The 21,029-nt window shown below is 73.4% G+C and carries 15 protein-coding genes and 1 pseudogene; 7 read left to right on the top strand and 9 right to left on the bottom strand.

Features of this window, described 5'->3' with window-relative positions; translation table 11 throughout:
• Positions 1–89: 89 nt before the first annotated feature.
• Both ABZW30_RS42865 and ABZW30_RS42860 read right to left on the bottom strand, forming a co-directional pair.
• The gene (locus ABZW30_RS42865; protein WP_355676744.1) at positions 90–1,223 is read right to left on the bottom strand and encodes an HAD-IA family hydrolase; all 1,134 of its coding nucleotides are present in this window, start codon (positions 1,221–1,223) and stop codon (positions 90–92) included.
• Between the two features lie 436 nt (positions 1,224–1,659).
• Positions 1,660–2,190, bottom strand: a complete 531-nt coding sequence (locus ABZW30_RS42860; RefSeq protein ID WP_355676743.1) for a hypothetical protein — start codon at positions 2,188–2,190, stop codon at positions 1,660–1,662.
• Between the two features lie 75 nt (positions 2,191–2,265).
• On the opposite strand from ABZW30_RS42860, the gene ABZW30_RS42855 reads away from it, so the two are divergent.
• Positions 2,266–2,745 carry a universal stress protein gene (locus ABZW30_RS42855; protein WP_355676745.1) on the top strand — a complete coding sequence of 160 codons (480 nt, stop codon included), beginning with the start codon at positions 2,266–2,268 and terminating at the stop codon, positions 2,743–2,745.
• Between the two features lie 223 nt (positions 2,746–2,968).
• Here the strand turns inward: ABZW30_RS42855 and ABZW30_RS42850 are convergent, their stop codons facing one another.
• From ABZW30_RS42850 to ABZW30_RS42835, 4 genes are all read right to left on the bottom strand, one after another.
• A complete protein-coding gene (locus ABZW30_RS42850) occupies positions 2,969–4,159 on the bottom strand; it encodes an acyl-CoA dehydrogenase family protein (RefSeq protein WP_355676742.1) in 1,191 nt (396 codons plus the stop codon).
• 168 nt (positions 4,160–4,327) lie between these two features.
• Positions 4,328–5,314, bottom strand: coding sequence for a hydroxymethylglutaryl-CoA lyase (locus ABZW30_RS42845; RefSeq protein ID WP_355676741.1), 987 nt, complete (start codon positions 5,312–5,314; stop codon positions 4,328–4,330).
• The gene (locus ABZW30_RS42840; RefSeq protein ID WP_355676740.1) at positions 5,311–7,566 is read right to left on the bottom strand and encodes a biotin carboxylase N-terminal domain-containing protein; all 2,256 of its coding nucleotides are present in this window, start codon (positions 7,564–7,566) and stop codon (positions 5,311–5,313) included. The genes ABZW30_RS42845 and ABZW30_RS42840 overlap by 4 nt, the downstream gene beginning before the upstream one ends.
• Before the next feature lie 156 nt (positions 7,567–7,722).
• Complete coding sequence (locus ABZW30_RS42835; protein ID WP_355676739.1) at positions 7,723–9,435, bottom strand: carboxyl transferase domain-containing protein; 1,713 nt, start codon at positions 9,433–9,435, stop codon at positions 7,723–7,725.
• A gap of 132 nt (positions 9,436–9,567) precedes the next feature.
• Between ABZW30_RS42835 and ABZW30_RS42830 the strand changes: the two genes are divergently transcribed.
• Together ABZW30_RS42830 and ABZW30_RS42825 are read left to right on the top strand one after the other, a co-directional pair.
• Complete coding sequence (locus tag ABZW30_RS42830; protein ID WP_355676738.1) at positions 9,568–10,236, top strand: TetR/AcrR family transcriptional regulator; 669 nt, start codon at positions 9,568–9,570, stop codon at positions 10,234–10,236.
• Positions 10,237–10,643: 407 nt separating this feature from the next.
• The gene (locus tag ABZW30_RS42825) at positions 10,644–14,615 is read left to right on the top strand and encodes an ABC transporter ATP-binding protein (protein ID WP_355676737.1); all 3,972 of its coding nucleotides are present in this window, start codon (positions 10,644–10,646) and stop codon (positions 14,613–14,615) included.
• A gap of 56 nt (positions 14,616–14,671) precedes the next feature.
• Here the strand turns inward: ABZW30_RS42825 and ABZW30_RS42820 are convergent, their stop codons facing one another.
• On the bottom strand, positions 14,672–15,607 hold the full coding sequence (locus tag ABZW30_RS42820; protein WP_355676736.1) for an ATP-grasp domain-containing protein: 936 nt from the start codon (positions 15,605–15,607) through the stop codon (positions 14,672–14,674).
• Positions 15,608–15,730: 123 nt separating this feature from the next.
• Here ABZW30_RS42820 and ABZW30_RS42815 point away from each other — a divergent pair, with 123 nt between their 5' ends.
• Positions 15,731–16,264, top strand: a complete 534-nt coding sequence (locus ABZW30_RS42815; RefSeq protein WP_355676735.1) for an NUDIX domain-containing protein — start codon at positions 15,731–15,733, stop codon at positions 16,262–16,264.
• A 23-nt stretch (positions 16,265–16,287) separates the two neighbouring features.
• Here ABZW30_RS42815 and ABZW30_RS42810 read toward each other — a convergent pair whose 3' ends face one another.
• Positions 16,288–17,505, bottom strand: coding sequence for a hypothetical protein (locus tag ABZW30_RS42810; protein ID WP_355676734.1), 1,218 nt, complete (start codon positions 17,503–17,505; stop codon positions 16,288–16,290).
• A 127-nt stretch (positions 17,506–17,632) separates the two neighbouring features.
• Positions 17,633–17,758, bottom strand: a pseudogene (locus ABZW30_RS42805) (iron-siderophore ABC transporter substrate-binding protein); the annotation flags it as partial.
• A 218-nt stretch (positions 17,759–17,976) separates the two neighbouring features.
• On the opposite strand from ABZW30_RS42805, the gene trpS reads away from it, so the two are divergent.
• From trpS to ABZW30_RS42790, 3 genes are all read left to right on the top strand, one after another.
• Positions 17,977–19,041, top strand: coding sequence for a tryptophan--tRNA ligase (gene trpS, locus ABZW30_RS42800; protein ID WP_355676733.1), 1,065 nt, complete (start codon positions 17,977–17,979; stop codon positions 19,039–19,041).
• Positions 19,042–19,208: 167 nt separating this feature from the next.
• Positions 19,209–20,159 carry an LD-carboxypeptidase gene (locus ABZW30_RS42795; protein ID WP_355676732.1) on the top strand — a complete coding sequence of 317 codons (951 nt, stop codon included), beginning with the start codon at positions 19,209–19,211 and terminating at the stop codon, positions 20,157–20,159.
• Positions 20,160–20,198: 39 nt separating this feature from the next.
• Positions 20,199–20,873 (top strand): nucleoside/nucleotide kinase family protein, encoded by a 675-nt coding sequence (locus ABZW30_RS42790; protein ID WP_355676731.1) that lies wholly within the window; start codon positions 20,199–20,201, stop codon positions 20,871–20,873.
• Positions 20,874–21,029 lie beyond the last annotated feature (156 nt).

Below are 21,029 nucleotides of genomic sequence, written 5' to 3'. Positions count from 1 at the left end.
CGCGCGCCCCCCCCCCCCCCCCCGTGCAGCGGCGCTGTGTGTCCGATTCCGAGCGGGGTCCTCGACGCGGCCGGATCCGACCCCCGGCGCTACTGGGCGGCCGCCGCGGCCGTGATCGTGACCGGCGCCGAAGTGAAGACGGTCCGGGCGGGTGCGATGTCATCGACCGTCGCACGGAGGGGTGTTGGGCACACCGGCGCAACGGGCCGGCCACCGTACGCGCCCGGCTCCGCCCCGGCGCCCGCCCCGATGACCGGTTCCGTGCGCACTTCCGCGCGCTGGCGACCGTCGGCGATCACGGCAAATTCGCCTGATCGGTTTCGGACATCGGCCCCCGCTCCGGAGCCCGGGGCGCCGACCGCCCCGGCCTTCACCCCGGCGTTCAGGGCGACGGGCGCATTGGGGCCCTCCGGGGCGGTCCCCGTCGGGCGTGCGCCGGACCGCGCGCCGAGCGGCGCCGTCGCGCGCACCGGGACCCGGGCGGGGGTCGCGGTGGGCTGCCGACGCACCGGCTGGCCCGCACGGACGCCCGCACGGACGCCCGGCCGGGCGGAGGGCGCGTTGCGCGCGGCCAGCACCAACCCGACGGCCTCCGGCAACCCGGCGGCCTTCAACGTCGGTCGGTAGCCGCTCTCCGCCCACGGCCGGCCGTGGTGCAGCCAGACGCTGCGGAGCCCGGCCAGTTTGGCACCGGCGATGTCGGCGGGCGCGTGGTCCCCGACCATCCAGGTGTGCGCCGCCCAGTCCCCGGTCGGTCGGACGCCGCACCGCTGGGCGGCGATCTCGAAGATCAGCGGATCCGGCTTGACGCAGTCGGCCTCCTCCGAGATCACCCAACCGTCGACCATCGACCCCAGTCCGGTCCGCCGGATCTTCTCCAACTGCGGTTTGGTGCCCCCGTTGGAGACGATCCCGAGTGTCCACCCGGCCGCCCGTGCCGCCCGCAGCGCCTCGATGTTCCGGGACGGACAGTGGATGTGCGAGTTGATGCCGCGTCGGAAGTGCGCGAGCAGGAACTCGACGGAGGCGTCCAGCTCGTAGCGGCGCCGGACGGCGGACAGTACGGTGCTGCGCGGCACGTAGCCGCCGCCGTCGAGGGTGACGAACCAGTCGAGGTCGCCGGGCGGTAGGTGGTGTTCGGACAGGAAGTCCTGCGCCCAGGCCCGGAAGGCGGCGTCCCGGGGCAGCAGCGTGTTGTCGAGGTCGAACAGGAGCAGGGACATGCCGAGCATGGTGCCAGCGCCCGCACCTATGCACTTGGCAAATGCCAGAGCGCGTCGCGAAGCCGTACGAAGTGGCTGAAACGGGCCTGGGCGCGTGATGGACGGACGGCGTTCGGACGGGCTGGCGGGGCCCGGCGGGACTCGCGGGGCGTAACGGTTCGCGACGTCCCGCAACGGATCGTCGCCAATCCATGACAGTCCGGTCACGGTGTCCGGGGGGCCTGTTGCGCCTTCCGGTCCGCTCAGTCAAGCTCCAGGGAACCTCCTTTCCGGAGGGGGCGCGATCGCCTGCGGGCAGGGCGCACTGTTTCGGCGTGCGCATCCCCCTTTCGCGGGAACAACATCGCTCCGGGGCTTCGCCGCTGGGCTGGGCCCCGTGCCCGTCGTACTCTGAAAGGAACAGGTCACATACGGTGCTGCTCGGCGTAGACCGACGTCATGCCGTGGGCGGGCCTGGGCCTGCTGCCTGGGCAGCGTTGTCCTCTCCTGTCGGCCCCTCTCCCCTGAAGAGCCGTGAACCATGGCTGTTTTTGAGCCTTCCCGACCGGTCGAACCGGACGCGTCCTGCAGTGCGGGCACAGGGCCCGGGGGAGACGACGCCTGCACGAACCTCGACCCGGCCCACGGGCACCGTGACGAGCGCGCCGAAGGGCTCCTGGGTGAGCACGCCGAAGACCACGCCGACGACGGCCGTGTCGATGGGGGTGGTGTCGTCGACGGCCGCGCCGACGGGCCTGCCGACTCGCACGTCGAGCGTGCCGAGTGCGTCGAGCCCGCCGGCCACCCGTCGACCGGCGAGCCGGACCGTGAGCGGACCGATGCGCCCGGCGGGGCGGCCCGGCCCGCAGGCGCGATCCCTGAGCGGGGTGAACCCCAGGGCCTCGCGCGCGCTCTGCGCAGCCTCACCCGCCGTGGCGGCCTCGCCCGCCGCGACCGCCCAGGGCCGCGCCAGCGGCGTGGCGAGCACCCGCCCGGTTCTGCGGAGCCCCCGGTGACGGGCCGCACGGGCCCGGGCGCCGAGCGTCCGGAGACGGCGCCCGGCATCCTCGGCGGGCACACCGAGCCATCGGCTCAGGAGGCTCCCGGGCGCTCTCTCGACCCGGTGTTCCAGCACGGCGTGGTGGTCGGCTTCGACGGCTCGCTGTCGAGCGAGCGAGCCCTCGCCTACGCGGTCGGCATGGCCCGCCGGTCGCAGTGCGGCCTGGTGATCGTGCACGTCGCCAACCGCCTGCCGGCCACGGTCTGGGCGGGCTGCGAACCGCCGGTCTTCGTCGACCTCCCCGACCATCGGACCGAGGTCCTCGGCCTGGAACTCGCCTGCGCGGACTTCCTCGCCGGGGTGCCGTGGATCCTGATCGAGCGGGGCGGCGACATCTGCCACGAGATCGAGGAGGTCGGCCGCGAGTACGCCGCCGACGCGATCGTCGTCGGCACGACGCACGGCCTGCTCGGCAAGCTCTTCGGCTCGGTCTCCGGTCGGCTGGCGCGGCGGGCCAACCGTCCGGTGATCGTGATCCCTTGAGGACTTCCGAGGGTCCGCGAGACCGCTGCGGAGCCCCTGGCGAGTCCCTACGGGCCCTGCGGAGTCCCCGCGGACGTCCGCCCCGGCAACCCTGTTGCTCTGATATCCCCTGATGCCTCCTCCTGATGCCTCCTCCACGGTCGGCCGCTCCTCAGCACGCTTTGCGGAGCGGTGGGTTGACCCGGTGGACTCGGCTCAGGAGGCGACCATCAGGAAGTGATCGTCACGACGTGACGCCGAGCTCCCGGGCGATGAGCATGCGCTGAACCTCAGACGTGCCCTCCCCGATCTCGAGAATCTTGCAGTCGCGCCAGAAGCGGGCGACCGGGAATTCGTTCATGAAGCCGTACCCGCCGTGGATCTGGGTCGCCTCACGGGCGTTGTCGACGGCGGCCTCGGACGAGTACAGCTTCGCGATCGCGGCCTCCTTCTTGAACGGTTCGCCGTGCAGCAGCCGGGAGGCGGCGTCCCGCCAGGCCAGGCGGGAGGTGTGGGCGCGCAGCTCCATGTCGGCAAGCTTGAACTGGATGGCCTGGTTGGCGCCGATCGGCCGGCCGAAGGCCCGACGCTCGCCGGCGTACTTCACGGACTCGTCGACGCACCCCTGGGCCAGGCCGGTGGCCAGGGCCGCGATCGCGATGCGGCCCTCGTCGAGGATCCGCAGGAACTGGGCGTAGCCTCGGCCACGCTCGCCCAGCAGGTTGGCCGCGGGAACGCGGCAGTCGGTAAAGGACAATTCACGGGTGTCGGACGCGTTCCACCCGACCTTCGAGTACTTCTTCGAGACCTGGAACCCAGGGGTCCCGGTGGGCACCATGATGGAGGAGATCTCCCGCACGGGCGAGCGGAATTCGCCCTCTTCACTCGAACGAGCGATCGGTTCGGTGAGCGCGGTGACGGTGACCAGTCCGGTGATGTCGGTGCCGGAGTTGGTGATGAAGCACTTCGTGCCGTTGATGACCCACTCGTCGGTGGTCTCGTCGTAGCGCGCGGTCGTGCGGGTGGCGCCGGCGTCCGACCCGCCCTCCGGCTCGGTGAGGCCGAAGGCGCCGAGGAGTTCGCCCGAGGTCAGTCGGGGCAGCCATTCGCGCTTCTGCTCCTCGGTGCCGAACCGGTAGATCGGCATCGCGCCGAGTGAGACGGCGGCCTCCAGGGTGATCGCCACCGAGGAGTCGACACGGGCGAGTTCCTCCAGCGCGAGGCCGAGCGCGAAGTAGTCGCCGCCCATGCCGCCGTACTCCTCCGGGAAGGGCAGGCCGAACAGCCCCATCCGCCCCATCTCCCGGACGATCTCGTACGGGAACTCCTCCCGCTCGTAGAACTCGCCGATCTTCGGCGCCACCACGTCCTGGGCGAACTCGGCGACGGTGCGCCGCAGTTCCTCGTACTCGCTGCTGAGCCGGTGATCGAGCATCTGATCCTCCTGGTGCCCGGCCGGGGTGGCCGCGGGCGGGAACGGGATGACCGGCGTCCGTCGGATGGTGTGACGATCGCACGGTGTGGTTGAGGGATGAACGCGGTGCGTGGGGCGCCGGCCGGACCGAACGGGCAGCCGGCGCCGGGGAGTCGGGCCGGGGCTGGGTCAGCCCCGGGCGGCGCCGAGCAGTGCCTGGACGGTGCGGGACGGGCTCGGGCGGCCGAGGCGCTCGGCCATCCAGCCGCTGGTCGCCACCAGCGCGCGCAGGTCGACGCCGGTCCGGACGCCGAGCCCGTGCAACATCCACACCAGGTCCTCGGTGGCCAGGTTGCCGGTGGCGCTCTTCGCGTACGGGCAGCCGCCCAGGCCGCCCGCCGAGGCGTCCACCGTGGTGACGCCCTCGCGCAGCGCCGCCAGGGTGTTGCTGAGCGCCTGGCCGTAGGTGTCGTGGAAGTGCACGGCGAGCCGGTCGGTCGGTACACCGGCCTTCGCGAAGCCGGTCAGCAGGGCACCGACCTGGCCGGGGGTGGCCACGCCGATGGTGTCGCCGAGGCTCAGCTCCGCGCAGCCCATCTCCAGCAGCTGCACGCCGTACCGGACCACCTGGTCGACCGGGACGGGCCCCTCCCAGGGGTCGCCGAAGCACATCGAGAGGTAGCCGCGGACCGTGACCCCGGCCTCGGCAGCCCGGGTCACGACCGGGCGGAACATCTCCATGGCCTCGTCCGCCGAACGGTTGAGGTTGCGCCGGGCGAAGGTCTCGGTGGCGCTGGCGAACACCGCGATGTCGATGGCGTGGTGGGCGAGCGCGCGGTCGAGGCCGCGCTCGTTGGGCACCAGAACCGGCAGCCGCAGGCCGGGGTGGCGCTCCGGCAGGTCGGCGAGCCGGGGCATCAGCTCCTCGGCGTCGGCGAGCTGGGGTACCCATTTCGGGTGAACGAAGCTGGTGGCCTCGACGGTCCGCAGCCCTGCGGCCGCGAGCCGGGAGATGAACTCCGCCTTGACCTCGACGGGCACCAGCGAGCCCTCGTTCTGCAGGCCGTCGCGCGGGCCGACCTCGTGGATCCGGACCTCCTCGGGCAGGCCGGGGGCGCGGACCGGGTCGGGCAGGCCCAGGTCGAGGGCGTCGGGGTCGTGGGTGGCGTCGGTCATGACCGCACCTCCGCGGGCTCGGCGGCCTCCTCGGCCGGGGTGACCACGACCAGCAGGTCCTCCATCGCGACGGTGGCGCCGGCGGTGGCCCGCAGCTCGGCCACCACGCCGTCGTGCGGGGCGGCGATCACGTGTTCCATCTTCATGGCCTCCAGCACGAGCAGGGGCTGGCCCTTGCGGACGGTCTCGCCCGCCGTGGTCTTCACGACGGTGACCGTGCCGGGCATCGGGGCGGTCAGGGCGCCGTGGTGGGCGGCGGCCCCGGCGGCGCTCTCGACGACGGGGTCGTAGGCGTGCAGCGGCCAGGCGTCGCCCTCGATGCCGAGCCAGGTCACCGGGCCGGCCGTCAGACCGGGGGTGGTGTCGGTGGCCAGCGCGAAGGCGGTCTGCAGGCCGTCGACGGTCAGGTGCAGCCGGTCGCCGGCCAGGGTCGCGCGGGCGCGGTGGACGGGCCCGGTGTCGAGCTGCAGCTCCACCTCGCGGGTGAGTCCGGTGGAATTGTCAGTGGGGTCGGCTACGTTGCCCGCAGTGATCGAACGGATGCGCACCGGCACCGGGTCCTGGCCGGGGGTACGGAGTCGGTGGGTGGTCCAGGCGGGGGAGCCGCCCAGGCGCCAGCCGGAGGGAAGGGAGAACGGGTCGGTCCAGCCGCCGGGGTCGGCGGCCGGGGTCAGTTCCAGGTGCCGTGCCAGCGCGGCCGCGTAGTAGAGGAGGTGGGCGGGTGACGGTGGTTCGGCCGCCGCGGTGTCGGCTTCGTCCGCGGGGTGGCTGGAGCCCGAGGCCCCGGCCGGGGCGGAAGCGTTCGACGGGGAGTACGGCGCGGTGAGCAGGGCCGGCTGCTGCCGGGCCGTCTGTTCCACCAGGCCGGTGTCCAGTCGGCCGGCGACGACCTCCGGGTGGGCGAGCAGTCGGCGCAGGAAGCCGGCGTTGGTGGTGACACCCAGGATGCGGGTGTCGGCCAGCGCGGCGCGGAGTCGGCGCAGCGCGGTCGGGCGGTCGGGCCCGTACGCGATGACCTTGGCGAGCATGGGGTCGTAGGCGCTGGTCACGACAGTTCCGGGGGCGACCCCGGAGTCGACGCGGATGCCCTCGCCCCGGGGCTCGTCCAGGGTGAGGATGCGGCCGCCGGTGGGCAGGAAGTCGCGTTCCGGGTCCTCGGCGCAGATGCGGGCCTCGATGGCGTGGCCCAGGAAGGAGATGTCGGACTGGGCGAAGGAGAGCGGTTCGCCGGCGGCGACGCGCAGCTGCCACTCGACCAGGTCGAGCCGGGCTGAGTCCGGGCCGACGGCGACGGCGAGTTCGGTGACGGGGTGTTCCACCTGGAGACGGGTGTTCATCTCCATGAAGAAGAAGTCCCGCACCCCCTCGGCGGCGGAGGCGGGGGCGTCCGGGTCGATGCCGGGGACGATGAACTCCACGGTGCCGGCCCCGGTGTAGCCGCAGGACTCCGCGGCGCGGACGGCCGCGGCGCCCATCGCGGCGCGGGTCTCGGCATTGAGGAGAACGGAGGGAGCCTCTTCGATCAGCTTCTGGTGGCGGCGCTGCAGACTGCACTCGCGCTCGCCGAGGTGGACGGTGGTGCCGTGGGCGTCGGCCAGCACCTGCACCTCGATGTGGCGCGGCCGGTCGACCCAGCGCTCCAGCAGCAGGGTGTCGTCGCCGAAGGCGGTGCGGGCGACGCGGCGGGCGGCGGCGATCTCGGTGGGCAGGTCGGCGCGGTCCCGCACCAGGCGCATGCCCTTGCCGCCGCCACCGGCGGACGGCTTGAGCAGCACGGGGTAGCCGATCTCGTCGGCGGCGGCAACGAGTTCCTCGTCGGTGGGCGCGGTGGCCTGGCTGCCGGGGACCACCGGGACACCGGCGGTACGCACGGCCTCCTTGGCGTTGATCTTGTCGCCCATCAGCTCGACCGCACCGGGAGGCGGGCCGATGAAGACGAGGCCCGCGTCGGCGCAGGCACGGGCGAAGCCGGGGTTCTCCGCGAGGAAACCGTAGCCGGGGTGGACGGCCTGGGCGCCGGTGCGGCGGGCGGCGGCGAGGATCTGGTCGGTCCGCAGGTAGGTCTCGGCGGCCGAGCTGTCGCTGCGGTCGGCCGGGCCGAGGCGGACCGCGACGTCGGCCTCGCGGACGTGCGGGGCGTCGGCGTCCGCGTCGCTGAACACGGCGACCGAGCGGACACCGAGCCGCCGCAGGGTGCGGATCACCCGCAGGGCGATCTCGCCGCGGTTGGCGACCAGAACTGTGTCGAACATGGGAGGCGTTCCTCCGGGTCGAGGGGAGCCGTACGAAGGAGGTGGTGGTGGGCGGTTGGGGCGCCGGCCCGAAGGGCGGGCCGGCGCCGCGGGAGTCACACCCGGAAGAGAGGGGTCACATCAGGGGGTGCATCACGAGGGTCGCACCGTGAGGCGTCACATGCGGAAGACGCCGTACGGCGCGGGCGGCGCCAGCGGGGCGTTGGCGCAGGCGGTGAGGGCGAGCCCGACGACGGTGCGGGTGTCCATAGGGTCGATCACACCGTCGTCCCAGAGCCGGGCGGTGGCGTAGTAGGCGTTGCCCTGGCGCTCGTACTGCTCGCGGACGGGGCGCTTGAACTCCTCCTCCGCCTCGGTCGGCCACTCCTCGCCGTGCGCCTCCAACTGGTCGCGGCGGACGGTGGCGAGCACGGAGGCCGCCTGCTCGCCGCCCATCACGGAGATCTTGGAGCCCGGCCACATCCACAGGAAGCGAGGTGAGTAGGCCCGGCCGCACATCGAGTAGTTGCCGGCTCCGTACGAGCCGCCGATCACCACGGTCAGCTTCGGGACCCGGGTGCAGGCCACGGCGTTGACCATCTTGGCGCCGTGCTTGGCGATGCCGCCCGCCTCGTACTGCCGACCGACCATGAACCCGGTGATGTTCTGCAGGAAGAGGAGGGGGATGCCGCGCTGGTCGCACAGCTCGATGAAGTGGGCGCCCTTGAGGGCCGACTCCGAGAACAGCACACCGTTGTTGGCGACGATGCCGACGGGGTGGCCGTGGATCCGGGCGAAGCCGGTGACCAGGGTCGCGCCGTACTCGGCCTTGAACTCGGCGAAGCGGCTGCCGTCGACCAGCCGGGCGATCACCTCGCGCACGTCGTAGGGCGTGCGCGGGTCGACCGGGACGGCCCCGTACAGGCCGGCCGGGTCGACGGCCGGCGGCTCGACCGGGGTGAGCGGCCACGGCTTGGCCGCGCGCGGGCCGAGCCCGGACACGATATTGCGGACGATGGAGAGGGCGTGGGCGTCGTCCTCGGCCAGGTGGTCCGTCACGCCCGAGGTGCGGGAGTGCAGGTCGCCGCCGCCCAGTTCCTCGGCGGTGACCACCTCGCCGGTGGCGGCCTTCACCAGCGGCGGCCCGCCCAGGAAGATCGTGCCCTGGTTGCGGACGATCACGGCCTGGTCGCTCATCGCCGGGACGTACGCGCCGCCGGCCGTGCAGGAGCCGAGCACGGCGGCGATCTGCGGGATGCCCGCGGCGGAGAGCCGGGCCTGGTTGTAGAAGATCCGGCCGAAGTGGTCGCGGTCCGGGAAGACCTCGTCCTGCATGGGGAGGAAGGCGCCGCCGGAGTCCACCAGGTAGACGCAGGGGAGCCGGTTCTCCAGCGCGACCTCCTGGGCGCGCAGGTGCTTCTTCACCGTCATCGGGTAGTAGGTGCCGCCCTTGACGGTGGCGTCGTTGGCGACCACCACCACCTCGCGTCCGGCGACCCGGCCGATGCCGGCGATCACCCCGGCCGCGGGTGCCGCCCCGTCGTACATCCCGTCGGCGGCCAGCGGGGCCAGCTCCAGGAAGGGCGAGGCGGGGTCGAGCAGGGTGTCCACCCGGTCGCGGGGGAGCAGCTTGCCGCGCGCCGTGTGCCGGGCGCGGGCTTTGGCGCCGCCTCCCAGGGCCGCCGCGTCGAGCTTGGCGCGCAGCTCGGCGACCAGGGCCTGGTGCGCCTCGGTGTTGGCCCGGTAGGCCGCGGAGCCCGGGTCGACGGAGGTGCCGAGCCGGGGAGCCGGAGCGGCGGCTCCCGGCGGTACGGCACCCGGTGCCGCCGCCGTGCCGTTCGCCGCGTTGAGCCGGACGCCGGAGGGGGCGCCGGTGGTTGAGATGGCCATTCCCAAGAGCTCCCTTGCCCTCGGCAGCAGGTGCGCGGGCCGGGTGCGGTGCGCCCGTGATCCCACGTTAATTAACGTTAACTTACGCGCCCAGGTTAACGGCCGATAACCCGACTGTCTACGATGGGCAGCATGTCGAACGTCCCCGCAGCCTCCGCGCTCCCACGCCGCGACCAGATCCGCCGGGAGGCCGCGCGACTGTTCGCCGCCCGGGGTTTCCTCGGTGTGGGCGTGGACGAGATCGGCAAGGCCGTCGGCATCAGCGGCCCCGGGCTCTACCGCCACTTCGCCGGCAAGGACGCGATGCTCGCCGATCTGCTGATCGGCATCAGCGAGCGCCTGCTGGAGGAGGGGCGACGCCGGGCGGGCGGCGGCGACGGCCCGTCCGCCGGACTGGACGCGCTGATCAGCGGCCACGTCGACTTCGCCCTGAACGACCGCGACCTGATCACCCTGCACGACCGCGAGCTGCTGAACCTCAAGGAGGAGGACCGCCGCACCGTCCGCCGGCTCCAGCGCGGCTACGTCGAGCTGTGGGTGGACGTGGTCCGGCAGGCCTATCCGCCGCTCGCCGACCCCACCGCCGAGCCGGTGGCGCGGGCCGCCGTGCACGCGGTGTTCGGCCTGATCAACTCGACCCCGCACAGCCTCGGCCCGAACCCGGCCCAGGGTGAGCGCACCGGCCTGCAGCGCGACGGCATGGCGGCACTGCTGCACACCCTCGCCCACGGCGCCTTCGCGGCCGCCGCCGATTCGGTCGGCTCCGACTCGGCGGCCACCGACCCGTCCGAGCGGGCCTGAGAGTCGGGCGTCATACCGCCCGAGCGCTACACCGCCCGAGCGTCAACCTCCTGTCGGCGCCGCGCCGCCGGCACTGCACTGCCCGTGCCGCACTGCTCGTGCCGCACCGCCGGTGCTGCACCGCCCGTGCCGCGCCGCCGCCCGTGCCCGCCCCCGGCCCTAGGTCCAAAGAACGGCGCCCGCCCGCCCCCGGGCCGCTGGGCGCCCGACGGGCCGTCGGCGACCCTGGAGGGGCGGCGGACGCGTGAATAGCAGATGTGTTCGACCGGGAATCAGTGCAGGCCGCAGGCTGTTGCCCAGTCCGCCGGACCGGACGATCCGGGCCGCCCCGGTGTCCACCCCGGCCGCCTCGCGCGGCCGGAAAATGCCATGGCGGCCACCCGACGAAATGGTTAGCATCCCTAAATATGCCCGAGACTCACGGATCCACGGTGGAGAAATCCCCGAGCGGCCCACCGGCCCCCGAGCCGCCCACGGACACGCTCGTCGAGCAGCAGCCCGAGACGCCCGCCGAGACGCACCCCGACGCGCCCGTCGAGGCAGTCGGCTGGCTGCGCCGACTGATCGGCTACAGCTGGCGGTCCCGGCGCAGCCTGCTGCTCGCCTTCGGCGCCTCGCTCCTCGGCATGGCCGTCACCGCGCTGGTGCCGCTGGTCACCAAGCTGATCATCGATGACGTCATCGTCGCCCACACCCGCTCGCTGACCCCGTGGGCGGTGGTGCTGCTGCTCGCGGCCGTCGTGGTCTTCGGCTGCACCCAGGTCCGCCGCTACTACGGCGGTCAGCTCGCCCTCGACGTCCAGCACGACATGCGCAGTGACCTGTTCCGCTCGCTCGGTCGGCTCGACGGTCACCGCCAGGACCGCCTGGACACCGGCCAGGTGGTCGGGCGGGCGACCTCGGACCTCCAGCTGATCAACGGCCTGCTCTCGATGCTGCCGATGATGACCGGCTATCTGCTGATGTTCGTCATGTCGCTGGCCGTGATGCTCTGGCTGTCCCCGCCGCTCACCCTGATCGCCCTGGTCATGGCTCCCGCGCTGTGGTGGGTCAGCGTGCTCAGCCGCAAGCGCCTGTTCCCCGCCACCTGGGCCGCCCAGCAGGAGGCGGCCGCCGTCGCGGGCGTGGTGGACGGCGCGATCGGCGGTGTCCGGGTGGTCAAGGGCTTCGGCCAGGAGGCGCAGGAGCAGGGCAAGCTGGAGCAGGCCTCCCACAACCTCTTCGCCGCCCGGCTCCGTTCGATTCGCCTCAACGCCCGGTACAACCCGGCGATGCAGGCGATCCCGGCTCTCGCCCAGGTCGCGGTGCTGGCCTTCGGCGGCTGGCTGGCCGTCGACGGGCAGGTCTCGCTCGGTACCTTCGTCGCCTTCTCCACCTACGTCGCCCAGATGACCGGGCCGGTGCGGATGCTGACCATGGTCATCACGGTCGGCCAGCAGGCCCGGGCGGGCGTCGAGCGCGTCCTGCAGCTGATCGACGAGCGCCCGCTGGTCAAGGAGCGCCCGGAGGCGCTCACCCTGGACCTCACCCGCGACAGCACTGCTGCCGGCACCACCGACCGCGTCACCGCCGACACCACGGACGGCACCACCGACGGGGCCCGGAAGGGCGACGCCCCGACCGGTACCGCCGTCGGCCCCAGGGCCCCCGAGGTCGCCCTGGAGTTCGACCAGGTCGAGTTCCGCTACGACCCCGAGCACCCCGCCCCCGTCCTGCACGGCCTCAGCCTGCAGCTGGCCCCCGGCGAGACCCTCGCCCTGGTCGGCGCCTCCGGCTCCGGCAAGTCGACGGTGGCCCAGCTGGTGCCCCGCTTCTACGACCCGGCCGCGGGCGCCGTCCGCCTCTACGGGCACGATCTGCGCGACCTCACCCTGGACTCGGTCCGCGCGGCGGTCGGCATCGTCCCCGAGGAGAGCTTCCTCTTCTCGGAGTCGGTCCGCACCAACATCGCCTACGGCCGTCCGGACGCCACCGACGAGCAGGTCGTCGCCGCCGCCCGCGCCGCCCAGGCCGACGAGTTCGTCCGCGCGCTGCCGGACGGCTACGAGACCAAGGTCGGTGAGCAGGGCCTGACCCTTTCCGGCGGCCAGCGCCAGCGCATCGCCCTGGCCCGGGCGATCCTCACCGATCCCCGGATCCTGCTGCTGGACGACGCCACCTCCGCGGTGGACCCGCAGGTCGAGGCGGAGATCCACGACGCGCTGCGCTCGGTGATGACCGGCCGCACCACCCTGCTGATCGCCCACCGCCGCTCGACCCTCCAGCTCGCCGACCGGATCGCCGTCCTGGACCGCGGCCGACTGCTGGACATCGGGACACGCGAGGAACTCGAAGCCCGATGTCCCCAGTACCGGGCCCTGATCACGGACCCCGAGGCCGGCCGCACCCCTCAGCCCGACCAGGCGACCGATCCCACCGGGCCGGCGACCGACGAGGCCGAGCAGGGCGGGCGAACCGGCCGGGCCGAGCAGCCCCCCGCTGCCGCGACCGCCACCACCCCCGCCCTGACCAAGGCGGCCCGCACCGCCGACCCCGACCTGATGGCCAAGGTCGCCGCGCTCCCGCCGGCCGCCGACACCCCGGCCGTCCCCCGCGTCGAGGCCGAGGCCAGCGATCCTGACTTCACCCTTGGTCGCCTGCTGCGGCCCTTCCGTGCCCCGCTGGCCCTGGCCTTCCTCCTGGTCGCCCTGGACGCGGCTGCCGGCCTGGTGCTTCCGGTGCTGATCCGGCACGGCATCGACGAGGGCGTCCGCAAGGGTCTGATGGCCGGCGTCGCGGTGGCCGCGCTCACCGCGCTGGTCGTGGTCCTGCTGGACTGGGTGGTGCAGAGCGCCGAGAACCGGGTCAGCGGCCGCACCGGCGAGCGCGTGCTCTACACCCTCCGGCTCAAGATCTTCGCGCACCTCAACCGGCTCGGCCTGGACTACTACGAGCGCGAGCTGACCGGCCGGATCATGACCCGGATGACCACCGACCTGGACTCGCTGACGTCCTTCCTGCAGACCGGCATGGTCACCGCCGTGGTCAGCCTGCTGACCTTCGCCGGGATCTTCGTCGCCCTGCTGATCATCGATGCCGGCCTGGCCCTGGTGGTCTTCGCCGTGCTGCCGCTGCTGGTGATCGCCACCCTGGTGTTCCGCAAGAAGTCCAAGGACCAGTACGAGCGCTCCCGCGACCTGATCAGCACGGTCAACGCCGACCTGCAGGAGAACGTGGCCGGCATGCGGATCGTTCAGGCCTTCCGCCGGCTGGACACCAACACCGACCGCTTCGTGGCCCGCGGCATCGCGTACCGCGAGGCCCGGGTCCGCGCACAGCTCTACATCTCGCTGTACTTCCCGTTCGTCCAGTTCCTCTCCAGTGTGGCCGCCGCGCTCGTGCTGATCGTCGGTGCCGCCCGGGTCGACGCCGGGACGCTGACGGTCGGCGCGCTGGTCGCGTACCTGCTCTACATCGACCTGTTCTTCGCCCCGGTCAACCAGCTGTCCCAGGTGTTCGACGGTTACCAGCAGGCCTCGGTCGGCCTGGGTCGGATCCGCGAGCTGCTGCGCACCCCGACCACTACCGCCGAGGCGGCCGACCCGGTCCCGGTGCCCAAGGGGCTGCGCGGCGAGATCTCCTTCGAGGGCGTCGGCTTCGCCTACAACGGCGGCGCGGACGGCGCCCCGGAGGTGCTGAGCGACGTGAACCTGCACATCCCCGCCGGTCAGACGGTGGCGCTGGTCGGCGAGACCGGCGCGGGCAAGTCGACGCTGGTCAAGCTGGTCGCCCGGTTCTACGACGCGACGGCCGGCACCGTCCGCGTGGACGGGGTCGACCTGACCCGCTACGACCTGGCGCAGTACCGCCACCGCCTGGGCGTGGTGCCGCAGGAGGCGTACCTGTTCGCCGGCACGATCCGTGAGGCGATCGCGTACGGCCGGCCGGACGCCTCGGCGGCCGAGGTGGAGGCGGCGGCCCGCGCGGTCGGCGCGCACGACATGATCGTCCGACTGTCGGACGGCTACGACCACGAGGTCGCCGGCCGCGGACGGAACCTCTCGGCGGGTCAGCGCCAGCTGATAGCCCTGGCCCGGGCCGAACTGGTCGACCCGGACATCCTGCTGCTGGACGAGGCCACCGCGGCGCTCGACCTGGCCACCGAGGCGGCCGTCAACCAGGCCGCGGACCGGCTCAGCGGTGGTCGCACCACCCTGGTCATCGCGCACCGCCTGACCACCGCCGAGCGAGCCGACCGGGTGGTCGTGCTGGACCACGGCCGGGTGGTCGAGGACGGTACCCACACCGAACTGCTCGCCCGGGACGACGTGTACGCCCGGCTCTGGCAGGCGTTCATCGCGGACGGCCACCCGGCGGCCGAAACGGTCGCCGCCGGGTAGCCCGTCCGGCCTCGACGGAAGCCGCCCGGACCGATCGCCGCCCGACGGTCAAGCCGTCAGGCGGCGATCAGCGAGGCCAGCAGCCCCGAGGCATCGATCCCGCGCGGCAGGTCGCTCACCTGCCCGTCCCCGACCTCGACCACCCGCCAGCCGGACCCGTCGGCCCGGCTGGCGAGGTCGGTGGTGACGAAGCGGCAGCCGAGTCTGCGCACCAGAGCGGGGACGTCGGTCAGGTCGGGCTCGACCTCCTGGTGCGGGGCGTCCGGGTGTGGCCCGATCAGGATCGGCCGGCCGTCCAGCCACCACACCCGAGCCTCCACGGCCCGCCCGCCGGTACCGTTCGCGCCGTCCGATCCGCCGCTCGCGTGGTCCGGCCCCCCATCCGAGCGCTCGAACTCCTCGTACCGCCGCAGCACCACCCCGCCGGTCAGGAACTCGCCCTGCAGCTCGATGAACCGCCCGACCACCCGGCCGACGGCTGCCAGGTCGGCCAGCTCCGGTACGTAGCAGGCCTCGTGCCATTCGTGCTTGCGCGACTTCACGTAGTCCTTGACGATCGCCGGCCCGCTCCCGCCGAGCCGGGCCGCGGCCGCCGCCAGTTCCTCCGGCCCGGGCGCCGCCGCCCCGGTGGACGGGATCCAGACGCTGGGCGGGGTAGCTCCCTCGAACGCGCCGTACCAGCCGGGCAGTTCGTGTGCCGCCGTGTAACCGGGCGCACTGGTCAGCAGGTTGCCGCCGCGGGCGGTGAGCGCGGCGGCGAACTCGGCGTACCGGGCGGAGGAGAGCATCCAACCCCGGTACCAGAGCGGGCCGCTGTCCCGGGGCACCCGCCGGACCGCCTCCTCGGCGTGCCCGGCGAGCAGCGCGTCGTGGTCGACGAGGTGGTGTTCGCCGCCCAATTCCCGCAACGTCCTGGCCTCCCAGGTGAAGTGCGGATCGGGCCGGCGCGGGTTGAGCGGATCGGTGGGGAAGATGATCGAGGGTACGGGCATGGCGGCCAGGGTACGGCCGGCGGGCCGGCCGCGGCGCCGCCTCGGCGCAGGGCCCGGTTCGAGCGGGTGAGCAGTGCGGTGAATTCGCTCGACGCCCCGGTCGGGCGCTGTCAGAGTGTCCCGATGCGAAATCTGCTGCGACCCCGCAAACGCGTTCCCCGGCAGGCCGCCCGCACGGTGGTGCTGGACGAGAACGGCTCGGTGTTCCTACTCCGTTCGGACAACGACGAGGTCGGCGTGCACTGGACCATGCCGGGGGGTGGACTGGAGCGCGGCGAGAGCCCGCTGGTCGGCGCCCGGCGTGAGCTGTGGGAGGAGACCGGCTGGACCGACCTCGAGCCCGGCCCGCTGCTCTGCACCTGGGAGCACGACTTCACCTGGCACGGCACCCCGGTCCGCCAGCACGAGCACATCTACCTGACCAGCGGACCGCACCGCGGCCCGGTCGGCGACGTCAGCGCGGTGCACGCGCAGGACCGGATCCTCGACTGGCGCTGGTGGACCCCGGCCGATCTGGCCGACGAGAACGCCGACGCGCTCTGGCCGCCCCGGCTCCCGGAGTTGCTGGACGCCGTCCGCGCGGGCTGGGCGGTCGACGGGCGCCCTCCGGTGTCCGTCGACCTCGGCTACATCCCGAACGCCCCGGCGGCCCGCTAGCCCGGCGCACCGGACCGGCGTCGCTACCCGCGCCCGCCGCGCCGCCCGCGCCCGGCGGCCGGACCGGGCTCCCAGCCGTGCAGGTCCAGCTCCCGATCGTGCAGCGCCCAGGGGCTCATCATCACCGTCAGCTGGGCGTCGGCGAGTTGCCCGACGGTCAGCCCGGTCTCGGCGAGCAGCTGCTCGGTCGACACGGATACGGCGATGGCGGGACGCCAGGAGGGCAGCACGACCAGGCTGGTGCCGCGTCCGACCCGGATCGGCTCCGCCGCCACCCGGACCGGCGTCCGCTCCTCCGCGCGGCCGACGGCCTCGGGCTGGCCGGGGCTACCGCCGATCAGGATGCCCAGCGGCGGTTGCGCCCGGGCCGCCCCGGCCCCGGCGTCGCTCCCGGCTCCGGACGAAACTCCGAACGAGGCTTCGGCCGGGGCTCCGAACGAGGCCCCGAACGCGGTCTCCACGGCGGCTCCCGGAGGCATGTGATCAGCCACCGGCCCCGTTGCACCGGCCAGTTCACCCACCCACCCCACACCGCGCGGCTCCGCCCCCACCGGGTCGGTCGCGGCCGTCTCCCGTGCGGCCGCCTCCTTCCCGGTCCGGTCGGCCTGCGGGTGCATCCGGCGCAGTCGGCGCGAGGGCGACGGCCGCCGGGAACCGAGGCTCCGGACCTCCTCGCGTACCGAACGCAGCACCGGTGCGGGCCGGTTGGCCTCCGTCGGCGCGACCGGCTGCTGGAGCCGGACGAACCCCGGCCCGGTCCGGCCGACGGGGACGTCCTGCTCGGAGGGGCCCTCCACGGCCTCCTCGCCGAGCAGTGCCCGTACCTCCTCGACCGGCCGCCGGCACGCGGCCGCCAGCTCGGTCAGCGAACGCCCCTCGGCGCGCGCGGCCCGCAGCCGGTCGGCGAAGGCCGCCCGGAGCCGCGCCGCCGTCGGATCGACCCTCGCCGCAGCCGGTTCGGCGGCCGCGGCGAGGTACGCCTCCACGTCCTCCTCGGTGCGCGGCTGTGGCACCGAGTCGTGGCGGGAGGTGCAGCCCTGCCGGGTCGCGCCGGACGCGGCCGCGCCGCCCTCGGCCGCCGTGGCGATCGAGCAGATCCGCGCGGAGAGCGCGTCCGGTACGGACGTTGCGGCCGTGACGGCCGCAACGGGCGGGACGGCTCCCGGAGGCGAGGAGTCGGCGCCGTCCGCGGGCGGGCAGGGCAGGGACGGGTCGGTGGCGGCGGGATGGAGCGAGGTCATCGGCGGGCCCTTCGGGGGACGGTCCCGACGATCCTCCCGCACCGCGCGACCAGCTCCAAGCGTCATTCCCGGGCGTGTGCGCGCGACCACCGAGAGATCATCGCCGCCCCCTACCGGGCGTATCGGCTCAACTCCCGGGCGCGACGAAGTCCTTGAGATCGGCCAGTACCGCGTTCGTCGCTGTCACGCCGAGCCCGAGGCGCCAGGTCTCGTCCGAAACCGGCCGGGCCTGACCGGACTTGACCGCGCCGAGGGGGCTATGCCGACAAAGGCCGGTGCCGTGGCGGGAGTGCCGTTATCGTTGAACGCATGAAGCGCTTCACGGGCCTGTGCTGGTGGCCGTCCTAGGACGGCCACCTCACTCGCCTGACCAGGGCCGTCCGGGATGGACGGCCCTGCTGCGTTTCCCCCGCGGGATGGGCCCCTCGCCCCGGACGGCCGACACCACCGCCGTACCGAGGGAGAACCCCGATGGCCACCGTCACCGCGACCACTGTCACCGCGACCACGTCCGACCTGCTCGCCCCGGAGCCGATCGACGACCCGGGCGCCCACCGCGTCCTCACCGGTGACCGCCCCACCGGCCCGCTCCACCTCGGCCACTACTTCGGCACCCTGCACAACCGGGTCCGGCTCCAGGACCAGGGCGTCGAGATGTTCGTCCTGGTCGCCGACTACCAGGTCATCACCGACCGCGACCTGGCCGACCGGCTCGCCGAGCACACCGAGAACCTCGTCCTCGACTACCTCGCGGCCGGCCTCGACCCCGAGCGCGCCACGATCTTCGCGCACAGTGCCGTTCCCGCCCTCAACCAGCTGCTGCTGCCCTTCCTCAGCCTGGTCAGCGTCGCCGAACTGAGCCGCAACCCCACCGTCAAGGACGAGATCGCCCACTCCAGCCAGGCCGCCGTCAACGGACTGATGTTCACCTACCCCGTCCACCAGGCCGCCGACATCCTGTTCTGCAAGGCCGACCTCGTCCCGGTCGGCCAGGACCAGCTGCCCCACCTCGAAGTCGCCCGCACCGTCGCCCGCCGCTTCAACGAGCGCTACCCGCACGCCGACGGCAGCGCCGTCTTCCCCCGGCCCAGGGCCCTGCTCTCCGAAGCCCCGATGCTGCTCGGCACCGACGGCGGCAAGATGAGCAAGAGCCGTGGCAACGCCGTCGCCCTCGGTGCCACCGAGGACGAGACCGCCCGGATCATCCGCGGCGCCAAGACCGACACCGAACGCCGGATCAGCTACGACCCGGAGAACCGCCCCGAGGTGTCCGGCCTGGTCCTGCTCGCCGCGCTCTGCCAGGACCGCGCCCCCGGGGCGATCGCCGAGGAGATCGGCGACGGCGGGGCCGCCGCGCTCAAGCGCACCGTCACCGAAGCGGTCAACGAGTACTTCCGCCCGATGCGCGCCCGCCGCGCCGAACTCGGTGCCGACCGCGGCCACCTGCGGCAGGTCCTGCGCGACGGGGCCGAACGGGCCAACGTCATCGCCGACGCCACCCTCGCCGAGGTGCGGCAGGTGATGGGGGCGATCTGAAGAGCCATCAGCCGGCTCCGGGGCGTCCCCAGCCGGCCTGAAGCGCACTCAGCCCGCCGACCCGCGGACATCGGCAGGTCAGGGCGGGGGCATATCGTCACCGGGCGGCCTCGACCACACCTCGAGGCCGCCCGCAGCCCCCACTCCTTCCTCGAAAGGCTCGGCCCATGGACCAGAACCCGACCACGTCCGGCCAGGGACTGACCCGTCCGCCGCACCTGCGCCCGGGCGACCACATCGCCGTCGTCGCCCCCAGCGGCCCGATCGACCCCGAGCGACTCACCGCCGGCTGCGAGATCCTCCGTTCCTGGGGCCTGCGCGTCACCGTCGCACCGCACGTCCTCGACACCCACCCCACCCTCGGCTACCTGGCCGGAACCGACGCCGACCGTGCCGCCGACATCCAGAACGCCTGGCTCGACCCCACCGTCGACGCCGTCATCTGCGCCCGCGGCGGCTACGGCGTCCACCGCGTGGTCGACATGCTCGACTGGACGGCGATGCGCGCGGCCCGGCCCAAGCCCTTCATCGGCTTCAGCGACGTCAGCTCCCTGCACGAGGCCTTCGCCCAGCGCGTCGGCCTTGCCACCCTGTACGGGCCGCTGGCCGCCGGCACCTCCTTCGTCAACGACGGCCCCACCGCCGAACACCTGCGCCGCACCCTCTTCGAGCCCGCCGCCACCACCGTCCTCACCTCGCCCACCGCCACCGCGCTCGTCTCCGGCCGCGCCGGCGGTGTCACCGCAGGGGGATGCGTCCACGTCATCGCCGCCGAGCGCGGCACACCAGCCGCCCGCCCCTCCTATGAGGGCAGCATCCTGATCCTCGAAGACGTGAACGAGCACCCGTACCAGCTCGACCGCCTGCTCACCCAGTTCCTGCGCTCCGGCGCCCTCGACGGCGTGGCCGGCATAGCCCTCGGTTCCTGGGAGGGCTGCGGACGTCCCGAACGCGTCCGGGACGTGATGCTCGACCGCCTCGGCGACCTCGGCGTGCCGGTGCTCTGGGAACTGGGCTTCGGCCACTGCCCGTCCACCCTCACCGTCCCGCTCGGCATCCCCGCCCTGCTCGACGCCGACGCCGGCACCCTCACGCTGGATCTGCCCGCCCTCTCCTGAGCCGGCCTCCCGGCCCACCCGAATGAGTAGGGTGCGGCCATGAACGAGGACCGCCTCACCGCCCTTGCCTTCGGACTCCTCCGCGGCCCGGGCAGCAACGCCCGTACGATCCTCGGACTTGCCGGCCCGCCCGGCGCCGGCAAGTCCACCCTGGCCCGCCACCTGGTCGCCGAGATCGAACGCACCGAAGGCCCTGGCACTGCCGCGTACGTCCCGCTCGACGGCTTCCACCTCTCCGCCGCTCAGCTCGACCGCCTCGGCCTGACCCACCGCAAGGGCGCCCCGGACACCTTCGACGCCCACGGCTACCTCGCCCTGCTGCGCCGTATCGCCGCCGACCGCTTCCAGGACATCTACGTCCCCGACTTCGACCGCACCCTGGACGAGCCGGTCGCCGCCCGCCACGTCGTCCGCCCGCACACCCGCGTGGTCATCACCGAGGGCAACTACCTCGCCTCCGCCGACACCCCCTGGCCGGACGCCCGCCGACTGCTCCGCGAACTCTGGTACGTCCACACCGACGACGCCGTGCGCGAGGAGCGCCTGCTCCGCCGCCACCGCGACGGCGGCCGCGACGAGGCCGCCGCCCGCCAGTGGGTCACCGGCAACGACCACCCCAACGGTGAGTACGTGAAGCCGGGCCGCGTGCTCTGCACCCGGACCGTCCCCGGAATCGGTTTGCCCGAAGCGACGGAGAGGGGTAGTGTTCTCTAGTCGCTCGGCAGGGAGCACCGGACACGCGTCTGCGCGGACGGTCCCGGGGCGGCCAATCCTCTGAAACACCACTTCCGGTTCGTGCCGGTCGTTTCGCGTTGTCGCGTTGCGGCCTGGTGCTTATTCGGCGTGCGCGTTTTATCGGATTGCGGCTGG

It is taken from the genome of Kitasatospora sp. NPDC004669 (assembly GCF_040609455.1).
GTDB lineage: Bacteria > Actinomycetota > Actinomycetes > Streptomycetales > Streptomycetaceae > Kitasatospora.
The sequence above is the reverse complement of the archived record's forward strand: the minus strand, read 5'-3'. Positions and strand labels throughout refer to the sequence as shown.

Coding starts and splice junctions, on each gene's coding strand:
- ABZW30_RS42865 (WP_355676744.1), bottom strand. CDS start 1,223: ATGTCCCTGCTCCTGTTCGACCTCGACAACACGCTGCTGCCCCGGGAC.
- ABZW30_RS42850 (WP_355676742.1), bottom strand. CDS start 4,159: ATGCTCGATCACCGGCTCAGCAGCGAGTACGAGGAACTGCGGCGCACC.
- ABZW30_RS42845 (WP_355676741.1), bottom strand. CDS start 5,314: ATGACCGACGCCACCCACGACCCCGACGCCCTCGACCTGGGCCTGCCC.
- ABZW30_RS42840 (WP_355676740.1), bottom strand. CDS start 7,566: ATGTTCGACACAGTTCTGGTCGCCAACCGCGGCGAGATCGCCCTGCGG.
- ABZW30_RS42835 (WP_355676739.1), bottom strand. CDS start 9,435: ATGGCCATCTCAACCACCGGCGCCCCCTCCGGCGTCCGGCTCAACGCG.
- ABZW30_RS42830 (WP_355676738.1), top strand. CDS start 9,568: ATGTCGAACGTCCCCGCAGCCTCCGCGCTCCCACGCCGCGACCAGATC.
- ABZW30_RS42825 (WP_355676737.1), top strand. CDS start 10,644: ATGCCCGAGACTCACGGATCCACGGTGGAGAAATCCCCGAGCGGCCCA.
- ABZW30_RS42820 (WP_355676736.1), bottom strand. CDS start 15,607: ATGCCCGTACCCTCGATCATCTTCCCCACCGATCCGCTCAACCCGCGC.
- ABZW30_RS42815 (WP_355676735.1), top strand. CDS start 15,731: ATGCGAAATCTGCTGCGACCCCGCAAACGCGTTCCCCGGCAGGCCGCC.
- ABZW30_RS42810 (WP_355676734.1), bottom strand. CDS start 17,505: ATGACCTCGCTCCATCCCGCCGCCACCGACCCGTCCCTGCCCTGCCCG.
- trpS (WP_355676733.1), top strand. CDS start 17,977: ATGGCCACCGTCACCGCGACCACTGTCACCGCGACCACGTCCGACCTG.
- ABZW30_RS42795 (WP_355676732.1), top strand. CDS start 19,209: ATGGACCAGAACCCGACCACGTCCGGCCAGGGACTGACCCGTCCGCCG.
- ABZW30_RS42790 (WP_355676731.1), top strand. CDS start 20,199: ATGAACGAGGACCGCCTCACCGCCCTTGCCTTCGGACTCCTCCGCGGC.